15 protein-coding genes are annotated in these 14,343 nt (G+C 71.2%); 8 read left to right on the plus strand and 7 right to left on the minus strand.

What is annotated here, in order from left to right; translation table 11 throughout:
* Positions 1-107: 107 nt before the first annotated feature.
* Positions 108-1,136 carry a LacI family DNA-binding transcriptional regulator gene (locus ACFYOS_RS26105; RefSeq protein ID WP_387146830.1) on the plus strand — a complete coding sequence of 343 codons (1,029 nt, stop codon included), beginning with the start codon at positions 108-110 and terminating at the stop codon, positions 1,134-1,136.
* 14 nt (positions 1,137-1,150) lie between these two features.
* Positions 1,151-2,317, plus strand: a complete 1,167-nt coding sequence (locus ACFYOS_RS26110) for a mandelate racemase/muconate lactonizing enzyme family protein (RefSeq protein WP_387146832.1) — start codon at positions 1,151-1,153, stop codon at positions 2,315-2,317.
* Positions 2,318-2,478: 161 nt separating this feature from the next.
* Here ACFYOS_RS26110 and ACFYOS_RS26115 read toward each other — a convergent pair whose 3' ends face one another.
* Both ACFYOS_RS26115 and ACFYOS_RS26120 read right to left on the minus strand, forming a co-directional pair.
* Positions 2,479-3,123: a dihydrofolate reductase family protein gene (locus ACFYOS_RS26115; protein WP_387146834.1), complete on the minus strand. Its 645-nt coding sequence runs from the start codon at positions 3,121-3,123 to the stop codon at positions 2,479-2,481.
* Positions 3,124-3,309: 186 nt separating this feature from the next.
* Positions 3,310-4,245 carry a LysR family transcriptional regulator gene (locus ACFYOS_RS26120; RefSeq protein WP_387146836.1) on the minus strand — a complete coding sequence of 312 codons (936 nt, stop codon included), beginning with the start codon at positions 4,243-4,245 and terminating at the stop codon, positions 3,310-3,312.
* A gap of 119 nt (positions 4,246-4,364) precedes the next feature.
* On the opposite strand from ACFYOS_RS26120, the gene ACFYOS_RS26125 reads away from it, so the two are divergent.
* The 3 genes from ACFYOS_RS26125 (at position 4,365) to ACFYOS_RS26135 (ending at position 7,298) form a co-directional block, all read left to right on the plus strand.
* Positions 4,365-5,219: an aldo/keto reductase gene (locus tag ACFYOS_RS26125; RefSeq protein WP_387146839.1), complete on the plus strand. Its 855-nt coding sequence runs from the start codon at positions 4,365-4,367 to the stop codon at positions 5,217-5,219.
* 76 nt (positions 5,220-5,295) lie between these two features.
* Positions 5,296-6,327, plus strand: coding sequence for an L-glyceraldehyde 3-phosphate reductase (mgrA, locus tag ACFYOS_RS26130; protein WP_387146842.1), 1,032 nt, complete (start codon positions 5,296-5,298; stop codon positions 6,325-6,327).
* Between the two features lie 74 nt (positions 6,328-6,401).
* Positions 6,402-7,298, plus strand: a complete 897-nt coding sequence (locus tag ACFYOS_RS26135; RefSeq protein WP_387146845.1) for a GNAT family N-acetyltransferase — start codon at positions 6,402-6,404, stop codon at positions 7,296-7,298.
* Between the two features lie 166 nt (positions 7,299-7,464).
* Here the strand turns inward: ACFYOS_RS26135 and ACFYOS_RS26140 are convergent, their stop codons facing one another.
* From ACFYOS_RS26140 to ACFYOS_RS26155, 4 genes are all read right to left on the minus strand, one after another.
* A complete protein-coding gene (locus tag ACFYOS_RS26140) occupies positions 7,465-7,950 on the minus strand; it encodes a DUF1062 domain-containing protein (protein ID WP_387146848.1) in 486 nt (161 codons plus the stop codon).
* A 491-nt stretch (positions 7,951-8,441) separates the two neighbouring features.
* The gene (locus ACFYOS_RS26145) at positions 8,442-9,014 is read right to left on the minus strand and encodes a TIGR03086 family metal-binding protein (protein ID WP_387146851.1); all 573 of its coding nucleotides are present in this window, start codon (positions 9,012-9,014) and stop codon (positions 8,442-8,444) included.
* On the minus strand, positions 9,001-9,426 hold the full coding sequence (locus tag ACFYOS_RS26150; RefSeq protein WP_387146854.1) for an SRPBCC family protein: 426 nt from the start codon (positions 9,424-9,426) through the stop codon (positions 9,001-9,003). Before ACFYOS_RS26150 ends, ACFYOS_RS26145 begins: the two co-directional genes overlap by 14 nt.
* Positions 9,416-9,811, minus strand: a complete 396-nt coding sequence (locus ACFYOS_RS26155) for an ArsR/SmtB family transcription factor (protein WP_387146857.1) — start codon at positions 9,809-9,811, stop codon at positions 9,416-9,418. The genes ACFYOS_RS26150 and ACFYOS_RS26155 overlap by 11 nt, the downstream gene beginning before the upstream one ends.
* A gap of 153 nt (positions 9,812-9,964) precedes the next feature.
* Between ACFYOS_RS26155 and ACFYOS_RS26160 the strand changes: the two genes are divergently transcribed.
* The gene (locus ACFYOS_RS26160) at positions 9,965-10,357 is read left to right on the plus strand and encodes an STAS domain-containing protein (protein WP_387146860.1); all 393 of its coding nucleotides are present in this window, start codon (positions 9,965-9,967) and stop codon (positions 10,355-10,357) included.
* Here ACFYOS_RS26160 and ACFYOS_RS26165 read toward each other — a convergent pair.
* On the minus strand, positions 10,271-11,248 hold the full coding sequence (locus ACFYOS_RS26165; RefSeq protein WP_387146863.1) for a sigma-70 family RNA polymerase sigma factor: 978 nt from the start codon (positions 11,246-11,248) through the stop codon (positions 10,271-10,273). The two genes, ACFYOS_RS26160 and ACFYOS_RS26165, sit on opposite strands and share 87 nt — an antisense overlap.
* Before the next feature lie 130 nt (positions 11,249-11,378).
* On the opposite strand from ACFYOS_RS26165, the gene ACFYOS_RS26170 reads away from it, so the two are divergent.
* Entirely contained in the window at positions 11,379-12,200 is an 822-nt protein-coding gene (locus ACFYOS_RS26170; protein ID WP_387146867.1) for an alpha/beta fold hydrolase, read from the plus strand.
* A 161-nt stretch (positions 12,201-12,361) separates the two neighbouring features.
* On the plus strand, positions 12,362-14,164 hold the full coding sequence (gene ggt, locus ACFYOS_RS26175) for a gamma-glutamyltransferase (protein ID WP_387146870.1): 1,803 nt from the start codon (positions 12,362-12,364) through the stop codon (positions 14,162-14,164).
* The last annotated feature ends 179 nt before the right edge of the window (positions 14,165-14,343 follow it).

Consider the following 14,343-nt stretch of genomic DNA (forward strand, 5'->3'; position numbering starts at 1 on the left):
GTGGACGGGGACGCGGCCCTGAATGCGCTTTCAGTAAGCGCTTTCAGAGTGCTACGGTAACCACGCCGAAATAATCCGGTCAAGAACTTCCGCAGGGGGAAAAGTCCATGCAGCCACGGACGCACGTGACCCTGGAAGATGTGGCCAGAGAGGCCGAGGTCTCGCTCGCCACCGCCTCCCGGGCGCTCAACGGCATGCGGGTGACCCCCCAGCTGCGGGACCGGGTGCTGGCCGCCGCCGAGAAGCTGGCCTACATCCCGAACGCGCACGCCCGCGCCCTGGCCGGCGCCTCCCATCGCACCGTCGGCGTCATCTGCCACGACGTCAGCGACCCCTACTTCGCCGCCGTCGCCGGCGGCGTCATGCGCGTCGCCGGCAACAACGACCTCCTCGTCATGCTGGCCAGCACCTTCCGCGACCCCGAGCGGGAGATCGCGTACGTGTCCATGCTGCGCGCCGAACGCGCGCCCGCCATCCTGCTCATCGGCTCCGGGTTCGAGGACCCCCGGTGGGAACGGGCCCTGGACGCCGAGCTGAAGCCATACCTCGAGGGCGGCGGCCGGGTCGCCGTGGTCAGCCGGCACCGCAGCCTCAAGGTCGACAGCGTGCTGCCGGAGAACCGGGCTGGCGCCGCCGCCATGGCCCGCGCCCTGCTCGACCTCGGCCACCGCCGCTTCGCCGTGCTCACCGGACCGCAGACCCTGACCACCGTCGCCGACCGGCTCGGCGGCTTCCGCGACGAACTCACCAAGGCCGGCGTGGCGCTGAACCCCGCCGACATTGTCGAAGGCCCCTTCACCCGCGACGGCGGATACGGCGCCATGACCGAACTGCTCTCCCGCGGGCTGACCGCCACCTGCGTCTTCGCGCTGACCGACGTGATGGCCATCGGCGCCTGCGCGGCCCTGCGCGACCAGGGCCTGTCCGTGCCGAACGACGTCTCCGTCGCCGGCTTCGACGACATCCCGATCGTCCGCGACCTCACCCCGCCGCTGACCACCGTCGCGCTGCCGCTGCAGCAGCTCGGCGAGAAGGCCATGGAGATGGCGCTCACCGAGAACCCTGGACGCCGCCGCCGGATCCTGCGGCTCGGCGGCGAGGTGGTCGTCCGCGCCAGCACCGCCAAGCTCGCCTGACGGAAGGCTCACCCGTGATCTCTGCCGCCACCGCCCTGGCCGGACTGACCATCGACTCGGTCGACACCTACGCCGTCGCGCTACCCACCGTGCGCTCGTTCGGGGTGTCCGGCGGGTCGGTCGCCGTCGCCGGCACGCCCAGTATCCGCGTCCTGGTCAAGGTCACCGCCGACGGCGTCACCGGCTGGGGCGAGGCCACCCCCATCCCCGCCTGGACCTACGAGACGGCCGAATCCATCGTCACCACCGTCGACCGCTACCTGGCCCCGGCCATCCTCGGCCGCCCCGCCTGGGACCTCGACGGCGTGACCACCGCGTTCGACCGGGCCGTCAACCGGGGCTTCACCATCGGCGCGCCCCTGGCCAAGAGCGCCGTCGACGTCGCGCTGCACGACCTGCTCGGCCGCGCGATGGGCGTACCGGTGGGAGTGTTGTGGGGGCAGCGGCGTCGGGAGACCATCCAGCTCGGCTGGATCGTCTCCGGCCAGACCGCCGCAGAAGTCGCCGACGCGGTGGCGGAGGGCAGCGACCTCGGCTACCGGGCGTTCAAGGTGAAGGTCGGGCTGCACAGCGAGGCCGAGGACGCCGCCGTGGTGCGGGCCGTCCGGGAGGCCGCGCCCGACGCCGCCCTCTGGGTGGACGCCAACCAGGGGTACACCGTCGACGGGGCGCTCCGGATGGCCCGCCGGCTCGCCGACCTCGACGTCACCGCGTTCGAGCAGCCACTACCGGCCAACGACGTCGCCGGGCAGCGCCGGCTGCGGGAGACCTCCCCCATTCCGGTCGCCCTCGACGAGAGCCTGCGCCACCCGAGCGACCTGGCGACCTTCGTGAAGCTGAACGCGGTGGACGTGGCCATCGCAAAAGTGCAGCGCAGCGGCGGCCTGACGTTGTCCCGGCGGCTCTGTGCCCTCGCCGAGGACGCCGGGGTGCGGCTGATGGGGTCCGGGCTCACCGACTCCGACCTGGGCCTGGCCGCGTCGCTGCACCTGTTCGCCGCGTACGGCATCGACACACCGGTCGACCTGAACGGGCGGCAGTTCCTCACCTCCTCCTACGCCACCGGGGCGACGGTCGAGGTCAAGGACGGTGTCGCACGGGTGCCGACCGGGCCGGGGCTCGGCGTCGAGGTGGACGAGGCGGTAGTGCGGGATCTCGCCGTTGACGTGCTCGCCCACTAGCTGGGGGTGACGGGGCCGGCCAGACCATTGCGTGACGGCGGCGCCGCTCTGGCGAGGCACTTCGTCACGGCGTCGGCACCTCGAGCTGCCGACGCCGTGACGGAATGCCAACCTGGCGGATTCACCGCCGACGACACGGGCCCGCCTGGCGCGGGGCGGCTTCAGTCGTCGCGCCCGACACCGCGATCGGGTGCGCTCATGTCCCCCGTCCCGGGTGTGCCATCGGCGAGCCCGTAGCGCAGGTACACGGTGCCCTTCGGACCGGCTACCGGCAGTTCGAGGAGTGTGACGTTCGTGGGCACCGCGCCACCGTCGAACACCTTCTTCCCGACGCCGAGCACGATCGGGTGCACCCAGAGGTCGAGACGGTCGAAGAGCTTCTCGCGCAGGAGGGTCTGCACCAGGTTCAGGCTCCCGACGACCTTCACGTGCTCGTGCCGGTCACGGATCTCGCGCACCGCGCCGGCCAGATCCGGGCCGAGTTGCGTGGACCCGGCCCACGAGAGGTCGGGCCTGCCGCGGGAGGCCACGTACTTCGGGACGCGGTTGAAGAGCGTGGCGATCTCGTTGTCCTCGCCGCCCTCCTGGTGCGGCCAGTAGGCGGCGAAGATGTCATACGTCCGCCGGCCGAGCAGGAGGGCGTCCGTGCCCTCGTACGCGGCACCGACCTGCGCCCCGGTGACCTCGTCCAGCAGGGGCGCCTGCCAGCCGCCGAACGGGAACCCCACCGGGTCCTCGTCGGGGCCGCCGGGCGACTGCCCGACGAGGTCGAGGGTTGCGAACAGCTCGATGTGGATAAGGCCCATGCCTTACTCCCGATGAGTTGGTTGTCTCGGTCGGGAGGCAGACCTGTGGGCGCCGGCAGACTCATCGCTGCGACGGCACCCAGCTTCGTACTCGTCGAGCGCCGCGCCCGGTGCATCGGTCACCGGCGCGATTGACGGCTGTGGTACTAGCCGGGTCCGCCGCACCCGCCAGGCGCGGACCGCCGGTCAGGCGGGCTGAGCGGCCGGCTGCCCCGCCGCACGGCCCGGCCCGGCCAGCCGACCCTGCGGCAGGGCCATCCGCAGCAGCTCGGTGGTCGCCGGGCCGGGTGGCGCGGACGCGGACACGGCCACCGACACCTGCCAGGTCGGGCCGTCCTGGGCGGCGAGCGCGGCGACGTGCAGCCCGTTGGCGTGCGGCTTGCGGGTCACCGGGGCCGGCACCAGCGCCACGCCGAGCCCCTGATGGACAAAGTCGAGCAGGGTGTGCACGTCGTTGACCTCGACCGAGACCCGGCGCTCGGCGTCCGCCCGGGCGAACGTCTGGTCGTTGACCCGCCGGGCGCCCCAGTCGGTGCTGAAGTCGACGAACTCCTCGTCGAGCAGGGCCGCCACGTCGACGGTGTCCCGCTCGGCGAGCGGGTGCGCCGGGTGGCAGAGCAGGACCATCTTCTCGGTTGCCAGCGGCAGCAGGCGGACGCCGTCCGGCGGCGGGCCGGGCAGCGCCACGAAGCCCACGTTGAGGCGGCCCAGCCGGATCTGCTCGGTCACGTGGCCAGAGCCGGCGTAGCGTAGCCGGATCTCCACGCCGGGGTGGGCGCGGCGGAACGACGCCAGCAGCGGAGGCAGGTCGATCACGCCCAGGCACTGCTCGGAGCCGACGGTGAGGCTGCCGCGCAGCAACCCCCGTACGGCGGCCACGGCGTTGCGGGCCGCGGTCGCGCTGGCCAGCGTCCGGTGTGCCTCTGCGAGCAGCGCCCGGCCGGCGTCGGTCAGCTCCACCCGGCGGGTGCTGCGGACGAACAGTTCGGCGTCGAGGTCCCGCTCCAGGGTGCGGATGGCGGCGGACAAACCGGACTGCGCGACGCGCATCCGCTCCGCCGCCCGGGTGAAGTGGCGTTCCTCGGCAACCGCCACGAAGTACTCCAGGTGTCGCAGCTCCACGATTGAGCAGTCTAGGTGCTGATTCCGAGCGGCTTCTTCTGTTGGACTGCGAGCGGGCGCGGTACCAGGCTGGAAACCTGGACCCGTGAGTGCGGGGCCGCGACGAGGAGGTATGTGCCATGCAAAGCCGTCGCATCGGCGACGTTGAGGTGAGCGCGATCGGTCTCGGTGGCATGCCGATGTCGATTGAGGGCCGTCCGGACGAGAAGCGCTCGATCCGGACGATCCACGCAGCGCTGGACGCGGGCGTAACGCTGATCGACACCGCGGACGCCTATCACCTCCACGCCGACGAGGTGGGCCACAACGAGTCCCTTATCGCCCGCGCGCTGGCCACGTACGGCGGCGACACGTCGACCGTGCTGGTCGCCACCAAGGGCGGGCACCTGCGGCCGGGCGACGGCAGTTGGACGCTCAACGGCTCCCCGGAGTACCTCGCCCGCGCCTGCGACGCCTCGCTCAAGCGCCTCGGTGTCGAGGCCATCGGCCTCTACCAGCACCACCGCCCGGACCCGCGGGTCCCGTACGCCGACTCCATCGGCGCCATCCGTGACCTGCTCGACGCCGGCAAGATCCGCATGGCCGGCATCTCGAACGCGAACCCGGAACAGATCCGCGAGGCCCAGGAGATCCTCGGTGGCCGGCTGGTGTCGGTGCAGAACCAGTTCTCACCGGCCTTCCGGTCCTCCGAGCCCGAGCTGGAGCTCTGTGACCAGCTCGGCATCGCCTTGCTGCCCTGGTCGCCGCTGGGCGGCATCGGCCGCGCCGACCACTTGGGCGGCCACGCCGCCGCCTTCACGGCCGTCGCCGAACGGCACGGCGTGAGCCCGCAGCGTGTCTGCCTCGCCTGGCACCTGGCCAAGTCCCCGGTCGTCATCCCGATCCCCGGCGCCAGCCGCCCGGAGACCATCCTCGACTCGGCACAGGCGCCGGAGCTCACCCTCACCGCCGAGGACCTCGACGCCCTGGGCTGAACCGGGCTGCCATGACATCGCGCGGGATGGCGGCGCACCTCGTCGCCATCCCGTTCACTCTGATCCGAGGAGCGCCATGACCACCAGTTACCTCGCCGCGCCCGACCGGTACGGCTCCATGGAGTACCGCCGGTGCGGCCGCAGCGGCCTGAAACTGCCCGCCGTGTCGCTCGGTCTGTGGCACAACTTCGGCGACAACCGGCCGCTGAAGACCCAGCGGGCCATTCTCCGCCGCGCCTTCGACCTGGGCATCACTCACTTCGATCTCGCCAACAACTACGGCCCGCCGTACGGCTCGGCGGAAGAGAACTTCGGCCGGATCCTCGCCACCGACTTCCGGCCGTATCGTGACGAGCTGGTCATCTCGACGAAGGCCGGCTACGACATGTGGCCCGGGCCGTACGGCGAGTGGGGTTCCCGGAAGTACCTGACCGCGTCGCTGGACCAGTCGCTCGCGCGGATGGGCTTGGACTACGTCGACATCTTCTACTCCCACCGCTTCGACCCGGAGACCCCGCTCGAAGAGACGATGGGGGCGCTGGACGCGGCGGTGCGCGCCGGCAAGGCGTTGTACGTCGGCATCTCCTCCTACTCCGCGGCGAAGACCGCCGAGGCCGCCGCGATCCTCCGCGATCTTGGTACGCCGCTGCTGATCCACCAGCCGTCGTACTCGATGTTGAACCGGTGGATCGAGAATGACCTGCTGGACACTCTGGAACGGGAAGGCGTCGGCTGCATCGGCTTTTCCCCGCTCGCCCAGGGCATGCTCACCGACCGCTACCTGGACGGCGTACCCGAGGACTCGCGCGCCCATGCGGGCAGCTCGCTGTTTCCGGAATGGCTGACCGAGGAGAACCTGGACAAGATCCGGAACCTCAACGCCATCGCCGCCCGGCGCGGGCAGAACCTCGCGCAGCTGGCGATCGCCTGGACCCTGCGCGATCCACGGATGACCTCCACGGTGCTCGGCGCCAGCAGCGTGGCCCAGCTGGAGGCGAACGTGGCGGCGTTGGACAACACCACGTTCACCGGGGACGAGCTGGCCGAGATCGACCGGTACGCCACGGAGTCCGGCATCAACCTCTGGGCCCGCTCCAGCGCCGACTGACGCGCCGTCACACGCGAGCGGCTACGCGAGGCCCGGCTGGCCAACCGCGTGAAAGCCTGACTAAAGTCAGGCATATGAGTTCGGAGTTCATCGCCACCGTCCGGCGGTTCAACCGGACGGTCACCCAGCGGGTCGGCGCACTCGACGACCAGTACATGTCCCGCGATCGCCCGCTCGCGCAGGCGCGTGTGCTGTGGGATATCGGTCCCGACGGCGCTGAGGTCGCGGCGCTGCGGGCCCGGCTCGGGTTGGACTCCGGGCATCTCAGCCGGCTGCTGCGCACCCTGGAGGGCGACGGGCTGGTGACGGTCGGCCCGGCCGACCGGGCCGGCGGCGACGGGCGGGTGCGCGTCGCCGCACTCACCGAGGCCGGTCGGGCGGAGTGGGCCGAGCTGGACACGCGTTCCGACGAGTTGGCCCGGTCGATCCTCGAACCGCTCAGCGAGCACCGCCGCGAGCGTCTCGTCGCGGCGATGGCCGAGGTGGAACGGCTGCTGGTCAGCTCGATGGTGGTGATCGAGCCGTGCTCACCGGGAGACCCCCGAGCGCGGGCGTGTGTACGGGCGTACGCCCGGGAGGTTGCGCAGCGATTCGACGAAGGGTTCGACCCGGCACTGAGCAACCCGGTCCGCGACGAGGAACTCCTCCCACCCGCCGGCGTGTTCCTGATCGCCACCCTCAACGGCGAGCCTGTCGGCTGCGGCGCGATCAAGCTCCACGCGGGCGCACCCGCGGAGATCAAGCGGGTCTGGGTGGCGGACAGCGTACGGGGGCACGGGATCGGCCGGCGGATCCTGAGCCAGCTCGAGCGGCACGCCGCTGACCACGGCTGGACCGCCGTCCGGCTGGACACCAACCGCAACCTGACCGAGGCGATCGCCATGTACCGCGCCGCCGGCTACCAGGAGATCGAGCCTTACAACACCGAGCGCTACGCGCACCACTGGTTCGAGAAGCGCCTCTCGCCGTGACGTGGCCGAGCGCGGCATCCCGGCTCAACCGGTGGCGCCCACGGACCCCCACACCACGATCGTGCGGCAACTCGACGCCCAGGGGGTTGAGGAACATCGGAACAGAAGACCGATGAGCAGGGGTGGAGCCGGGCGGGCCGAGTGGCCCGCCGCGGCTACATCCCCGCTAGTCCCCGGCCATCACGGTAAAGGTGAACCCGGTGCTCGTCGGACGGCGCAGCGGAATGTCGCACTTGATCCGGCGCAGTACCTCGTTCCTGCTGAGGCCGAGCCCTTGCGCGATGAGCCGTTCCGGGCGCACCGGTACCAGATCCTCGAAGACGACCTCCACCTGGACCGGCCACGCCTCGTCGAGCCATGCCGACGGGGTGTCCAGCCGCCAGGCCCCCGTCCAGTCCAGGGTGAAGCGGTTGCGCCGGGCGAGCAGCGGATCCAACAGCCTGGACGCCACCAGTTCCGGATCGTTGACGCCGTAGCCGTGGAGCTCGGCCGGATCGAAGGATCTGACCGGCGCTCGCTCGTGCACGGTGAGCTTGCTCGTCCGATCGCAGGATACGCAGCGGACCAGCAGCCACACGTCCAGCAGCTTGCCGTTGGCGTTGACGCGGAACCTGCCCTCGCCGGTGGTGGCCGACTCCGACCGGCAGTCCACGCACCGCAACGACAGCAGAGGCAGCCTGGTCCGACGAACGACCCAGGGCAGCACGGTATGAGGTTGTGAAGACATGATGTCTCTAGACCTGATCTCTCTAGACCTGACACGAGGCCGATTACGCGCGACCTCAAACGCTGTATGACCGGGCGCACAAGGGCAGCCCAGCGGAACCGACGGGAGCGTCGGCTACAGGTGAGCGGAAGAAGGTGTCAGGTCTAAAGGGCAGGCGGGGTCACGCGGTTTTGTCCTCTGTCCTCACTGCGACGGGCCGTAGGCAACCTACGGGAGCGCGGAGGGAAGGCTCAAACGGTTTTCGGCCGAAACCGCTCAGTGCTACCGGGACCCTTCAGTGGCGAAGGCGATGGTGTCGTCGAGGCCCGGCCGGTAGCCGTCGCTGGTGTCCACGGTGAGGGTCGGCAACGCTCCGCGTCAGCCCGGGGCGATCCCGGTAGGTCTCCCGAGGCTCCGCACCCCGGGCGGTGTGCGGATCACCGCTGCGACCAGAACGGGTCCCGGCCGATGAAACCCAGCAGTTTGGTCTGGGCGTCCGCGCCGTCGGGTACCTCGACCCGGCTGCCGAACTGGCCGGAGGAGCGGATGACCTCCTCCATCTGCTCCATCCCACCGAGGAGTTGAGCGCAGAAGTCGGGGTCCAGCCGGTCGTCCTGGCCAGTAGCCGTGGAGAGATCCCAGGTGTGCATGAAGACGTCGGTGGTGTAGAACCGGTCGATCGCGGCCGCCAGCGGCAGGCTGCCGATGTGCGGGTTGGTGAAATCCCGGTGCGCCGTCTCCGGATCGTCCAGCACCGCCTGCACACCGTCGCAGTGCACCTGCCACGCGGCGACCGGGTCTTCGGCCACGGACGGCCCCTGGGGGAGTGTGATGCCGGCGCCGGAGGCGAGAAACCCGGGGCACCATTCGGTCAGGTGACGCACGACGTCCCGGGCGGTCCAGTCGGCGACCGGGGCGGGCGCGTCCCACGATCGGGTGCCGCGGACCCGGTCGGTGAACAGCCCGGCAACCTGCCGGTGCCGCTCGGCCGGACGGTCAGACAGCGCCATCGATGAGCATCCTCTCCAGCTTCGCGTAACCCTCGTCGACACCGACCTCCATACCGCTGCGCAGCCACGCGTCGCGGCCTTCGAAGCTGTCGACCAGGGACTGTGTCCGCAGCCGCGCACGGCCGTCGCCCAGCTCCTCGAACCACAACGTCTCCAGCGCGACCCCGTCGGGATCGCCCTCGAACGTGAAGGTCTGCACGATGCGGTGCGGCCGTACCTCGTGGAAGCAGCCGCGAAACCCGTACTCCGTGCCGTCGTGCACCGAGACGTACCGCCAGCTGCCGCCGGTGGACGCGTCCCAGTGCTCGATCCGGGTGGCAGTGGCGTCGGGGCCCACCCACCGGGCGAACAACACGGGATCGGTGTGGGCGCGGAACAGTTGCTCGGGCGTTGCCGCGAAGTCACGAGTCATCCGGATGACCGGCAGTCTCGGATCGGCTTCGATGACTGTCTCCGTGATCCTGTCCATGCTCGTTTCCCTTCATCTCCGCCAGGACGGCGTCCAGGCGGCGGTAGCGCTGCTCGACGCGGCTCCGGTGGCGCTCGATCCAGGTGTCCATCAGGTCGAAGGCGTGGACCTCCAGGCGTACCGGCCGGGGCTGCGGCCCTTGCGGTCGGCTGACGAGCCCGGCGTGCTCGAGGACCCGCAGGTGCTTGTAGACGGCCTGCAGCGTGATCCGGTACGGCTCGGCCAGTTGGCTCACGGTCGCGTCGCCCTCCGAGAGCCGCGCCACCATGTCGCGCCGGGTGGGATCCGCGAGGGCGGCGAAGGCCCGGGACAGCGCGTCCGTGGTCATCCGCCCCTCCCTTTCAACCCGATGGTTGAAAGGACCATAGCCAGCAGGCGAACCGTCTGTCAGCCCTGTGGTTGAAAGTGCTGCTCGCGCTGCGCGTCGGCCGGCGCCGCCTCGCGGGCGATTTCCTCCTCCGGTGAGGCGTACGGAGGCGCGATGAGTTCCGCGCCGGCGCGCGGTCCTATCGGGGTGGCGGCCCCCGGGATCTCCTTCGCGGTCGGCGCGGCGGTGGCCCGCGCGGACATCCCCGTCCTCTGCGCCGACCTCGCCGAACTGCTGCGCGGCCGTGCTCCCGGGGTCGTCAGCTGCGACGTGGCCGGCGTGGCTTCGCCCGACGTGGTGACGGTCGAGGCGCTGGCCCGGCTGCGGTTGACCGCCCGGCGGCACGGCTGGCAGCTCGTCGTCCGGGGAGCCGGCCCGGCACTGCTGCGGCTGGTCGGCCTGCTCGGCCTGGCCGACGCGTTACCCGAGTCGGGCCGGCAGCCCGAACAACGGGAAGACACGGGCGGTGTCGAGGAAGTGGGTGATCGCGGCGATCCGCCCGGCTGACAGCTCCAGCACGATCAGGGACCACGGGTCGTGTCCCGAGCCGGTGAGGCCCGGCCGGTACTGCCCGAACGCCGGCATGCCGTTGGCCACGACCGGCACCAGGCGAGATCCCCGGCAACCAATGCCCGTACCGGCCATCCAGGCCCGGATGTCATCGGGGCCGCGCAGCCACAGCGGCAGCGGGGGCATGGACATGGTCACGTCCTCGTGCAGCAGCGTGGTGAGGGCGTCGAGGTCGTACTCCTCGAAGGCCTGCACATAGCGCGCGAGCAGCGCCTGCTGTTCGTCGTCCAGCGGCTTGTGCATGTCGGTGGTGGTATTGGCGGCCGCCAGGGTTGCCCGGGCCCGCTGCAGGGCGCTGTTGACGCTCGCCACCGAGGTGTCGAGCAGTTCGGCCACCTCCTGGGCCGGCCAGGCCAGCACCTCGCGCAGGATCAGTACGGCCCGCTGCCGCGGCGGCAGGTACTGCAGCGCCGCGACGAACGCCAGCCGGACCGATTCGCGCGCGGTGACCACGTCGGCGGGGTCGCTGTTCTCCGGTAGGACCCGACTGTCCGGTGCCGGGCCCACCCAGATCTCGTCGGGGCGCGGCTCTCCCGGCTCCGTGGCGTGGCCGGACCCGGCCGGGCCGAGATCCATCGGCAGGACCCGCCGTTGCGCGCTGGTGAGCATGGTCAGGCAAACGTTGGTCGCGATCCGGTACAGCCAGGACCGCAGCGTTGCCCGCCCTTCGAACCGGTCGAAGCCGCGCCAGGCCCGCACGAAGGTGTCCTGTACGGCGTCTTCGGCCTCGAACACGGACCCGAGCATGCGGTAGCAGTAGCCGGTCAGTTCCGGCCGGTACGTCTCCAGCTGTGACTCGACGGATCCACTGGTCGCCACCTCACCCACCCCGACCACGGTAGTCGACCGTTCGCCGTAGGTGCACCCCGCAAACTCGCCGGGCCGGCGGCGATGAGTTCCCGACGCCTGGCTGGTCAGTACCGGCGTCAGTGCGACGAGACGACACGAGGAGCACACCATGACCGCGACTCAGCACACCGCCGGCTCGGGGCGGTACGCCGACGTCAACGGCATCAACCTCTACTACGAGACGCACGGGGCGGGCCACCCGATGGTCCTGCTGCACGGCGGCCTCTGCTCGGGGGAGATGTTCGAGTCGATCCTGCCCTCGCTGGCCGACCATCACCAGGTCATCCTGGTCGACCTGCAGGGACACGGCCGCACCGCCGACATCGACCGGCCGCTCGACGTCACGCTGATGGCCGACGACATCGCCGCCCTCATCGATCACCTCGGGCTGCGGAAGCCGGATGTCGTCGGCTACTCCCTCGGTGGCGGGGTGGCGCTCCAGGTCGCGATCAGGCACCCGCACAAGGTGGGCCGCCTGGTCGCGGCATCGGCGAACATCCGCCGCAACGCCATCTATCCGGAGATGCTCCAGCAGCAGGGCCAGGTCGGTGCCGCGGCCGCCGAGTTCATGAAGGGCACCCCGATGTACGAGCTCTACCAGCGGGTGGCCCCGCGCCCCGAGGACTTCCCGCGGCTGCTCGACAAGATCGGTGCGGCGATGGCGAAGGACTTCGACTACACCGACGAGGTCCGCGGCCTCCAAGTGCCGACACTGATCGTGGCCGCCGACGCCGACATGGCCCCGCCCAGCCACTACATCGAGGTCTTCAAACTGCTCGACGGCGGCCTACGCGACGGCGGCTGGACGGGCGAGAGCCGGCCGAAGGGGGGTCACGCGCTGGCCGTCCTGCCCGGGCTGACGCACTACGACATCGCCGTCTCGCCGCTGTTCGCCGCAGTCACGCTCGCCTTCCTCGACAAGCAGGACTGAGCTGCTGGTGCCCCGCCGGGCGGACTCCGCCCGGCCGGGCGGCGAGCGGCTCGCCCCGCGTACCGCCCGCGCTGCACCCATCCACCGGGCCGCCTCGGGTTGCCCGCCCTCGATCGGGGGAGTAGGCAGGAGGTCCACTCATGTCGATCTGTGGAGGCTAGATGAGACCTCGGGCCCTCGTCACCGCGACCATCGCCCTGGCCACGCTCGTGGCCGCGACCTCAGTTCCCGCTCAGGCGACACCGGCCGGGCCACCGAAGGAGCCGACAGCCATCGGGTACGGGGGAGCGGTGTCCACAGTGGACGCAAATGCCACGGCAGTCGGCCTGGACGTGCTGCGACGTGGTGGCAACGCGGTCGACGCGGCGGTCGCCGCCGCGGCGACGCTCGGCGTCACCGAACCGTTCTCCGCCGGAATCGGCGGCGGCGGCTTCTTCGTCTACTACGACGCGAAGAGCCGGCAGGTGCACACCATCGACGGTCGCGAGGCGGGACCGGCGTCGATGAGCGAAACCACCTTCATCGACCCGGCCACCGGGCAGCCGTACCGGTTCGACGAGGCGCGGATCAGCGGGCTGTCCGTCGGCGTCCCCGGCACCCTGCTCACCTGGCAGGACGCGCTGGACCGCTGGGGCACCCGGTCGCTGGCGCAGCTGCTCAAGCCCGCCGCGCGGGTCGCCGAGGACGGCTTCACCGTCGACGAGACCTTCGCCGGCCAGGTCGCCGGGAACCAGCCGGCGTTCGGTCAGTTCAGCTCGACCAGCGCGCTGTACCTGCCCGGCGGCCAGCCGCCGGCCGTCGGCAGCACCTTCCGCAACCCGGACCTCGCCGAGACGTACCGGCTGATCGCCAAGCGAGGCACCGACGTGTTCTACCGCGGCGAGGTCGGTGGCGACGTGGTCGCCACCGTGCAGCAGCCGCCGATGGCGGCGCAGCCGGTCGGCTCGTGGCCGTACCCGGTCCGCCCGGCCGGGATGACCGCCGCCGACCTCGCCGGCTACCGCACCCGGTTCCCCGAGCCGACCCGGTCGGACTACCGCGGCCTCGAGGTGTACGGCATGTCCACCCCGTCGAGCGGCGGCACCGCGGTGGGCGAGGCGCTCAACATCCTCGAGCAGTTCGACCTGCGGTCGATGACCGCGACCCAGGCGATGCACCACTACCTGGAGGCCAGCGCGCTGGCGTTCGCCGACCGCAACCGGCACGTCGGCGACCACACCCCGCAGAGCGTGCTCCGCGAGCTGCTCAGCGACGCGTACGCCAAGGAACGCGCCTGCCTGATCAACCCGTCGGCGGCGCTGCCCAAGCCGGTCGCGCCCGGCGTCCCCGACGGTGCCTACGGCGGCTGCTCGGCGGCGAAGGTCGCCGACATCCGCGACGACCGCACCGGCACCACCAACCTGACCGTGGCCGACCGGTGGGGCAACGTGGTGGAGTACACGCTGACCATCGAGGCGACCGGCGGCAACGGGATGGTCGTGCCCGGTCGGGGGTTCCTGCTTAACAACGAGCTGACCGACTTCAACTTCACGCCGACCCAGGGCGCCGCGCCCGACCCGAATCTCCCGGGGGCGGGCAAGCGCCCGCGCAGTTCCATGTCGCCCACGATCGTGCTGGCCGACGGCCGGCCGTTCCTGGCTGTCGGCTCGCCCGGCGGCGCGACGATCATCACCACCGTCCTGCAGACGCTGGTCAACCGGATCGACCGGGGCATGACGCTGCCGGAGGCGCTGGCGGCGCCGCGGGCGTCGCAGCGCAACGGCGCCAGCACGCAGGCGGAGCCGGCATTCATCACCGGATACGCCACCGGTCTCCCGTCGGGTCATGCGTTCTCGCCGACTGCGGAGATCGGCGCGGCGACCGGTATCGAGTTCCTGGCGGACGGCCGGCTGGTCGCTGCGGCCGAGCCGGTGCGCCGGGGCGGCGGCGCGGCGGCCGTGGTCGGCCGCTGGGCGCGCGACTGACGGTTGGGGAGCGCGGCGACGGCTCGGGTCCCGCCTGAGCCGTCGCCGTGCTCCTCGCCGCCTGAGAGCTGGTCGGCTGCGACGCGTCCAGCGACGAACGCCGCACTTTGTTCGAGCGCCGATGTCGATGCTGCCGGGCCGGTTCCGACTATCTCGTGCCGCCGCTGGACAGCGGCGCC

It is taken from the genome of Micromonospora sp. NPDC005806, from assembly GCF_042871425.1.
Lineage (GTDB): Bacteria > Actinomycetota > Actinomycetes > Mycobacteriales > Micromonosporaceae > Micromonospora.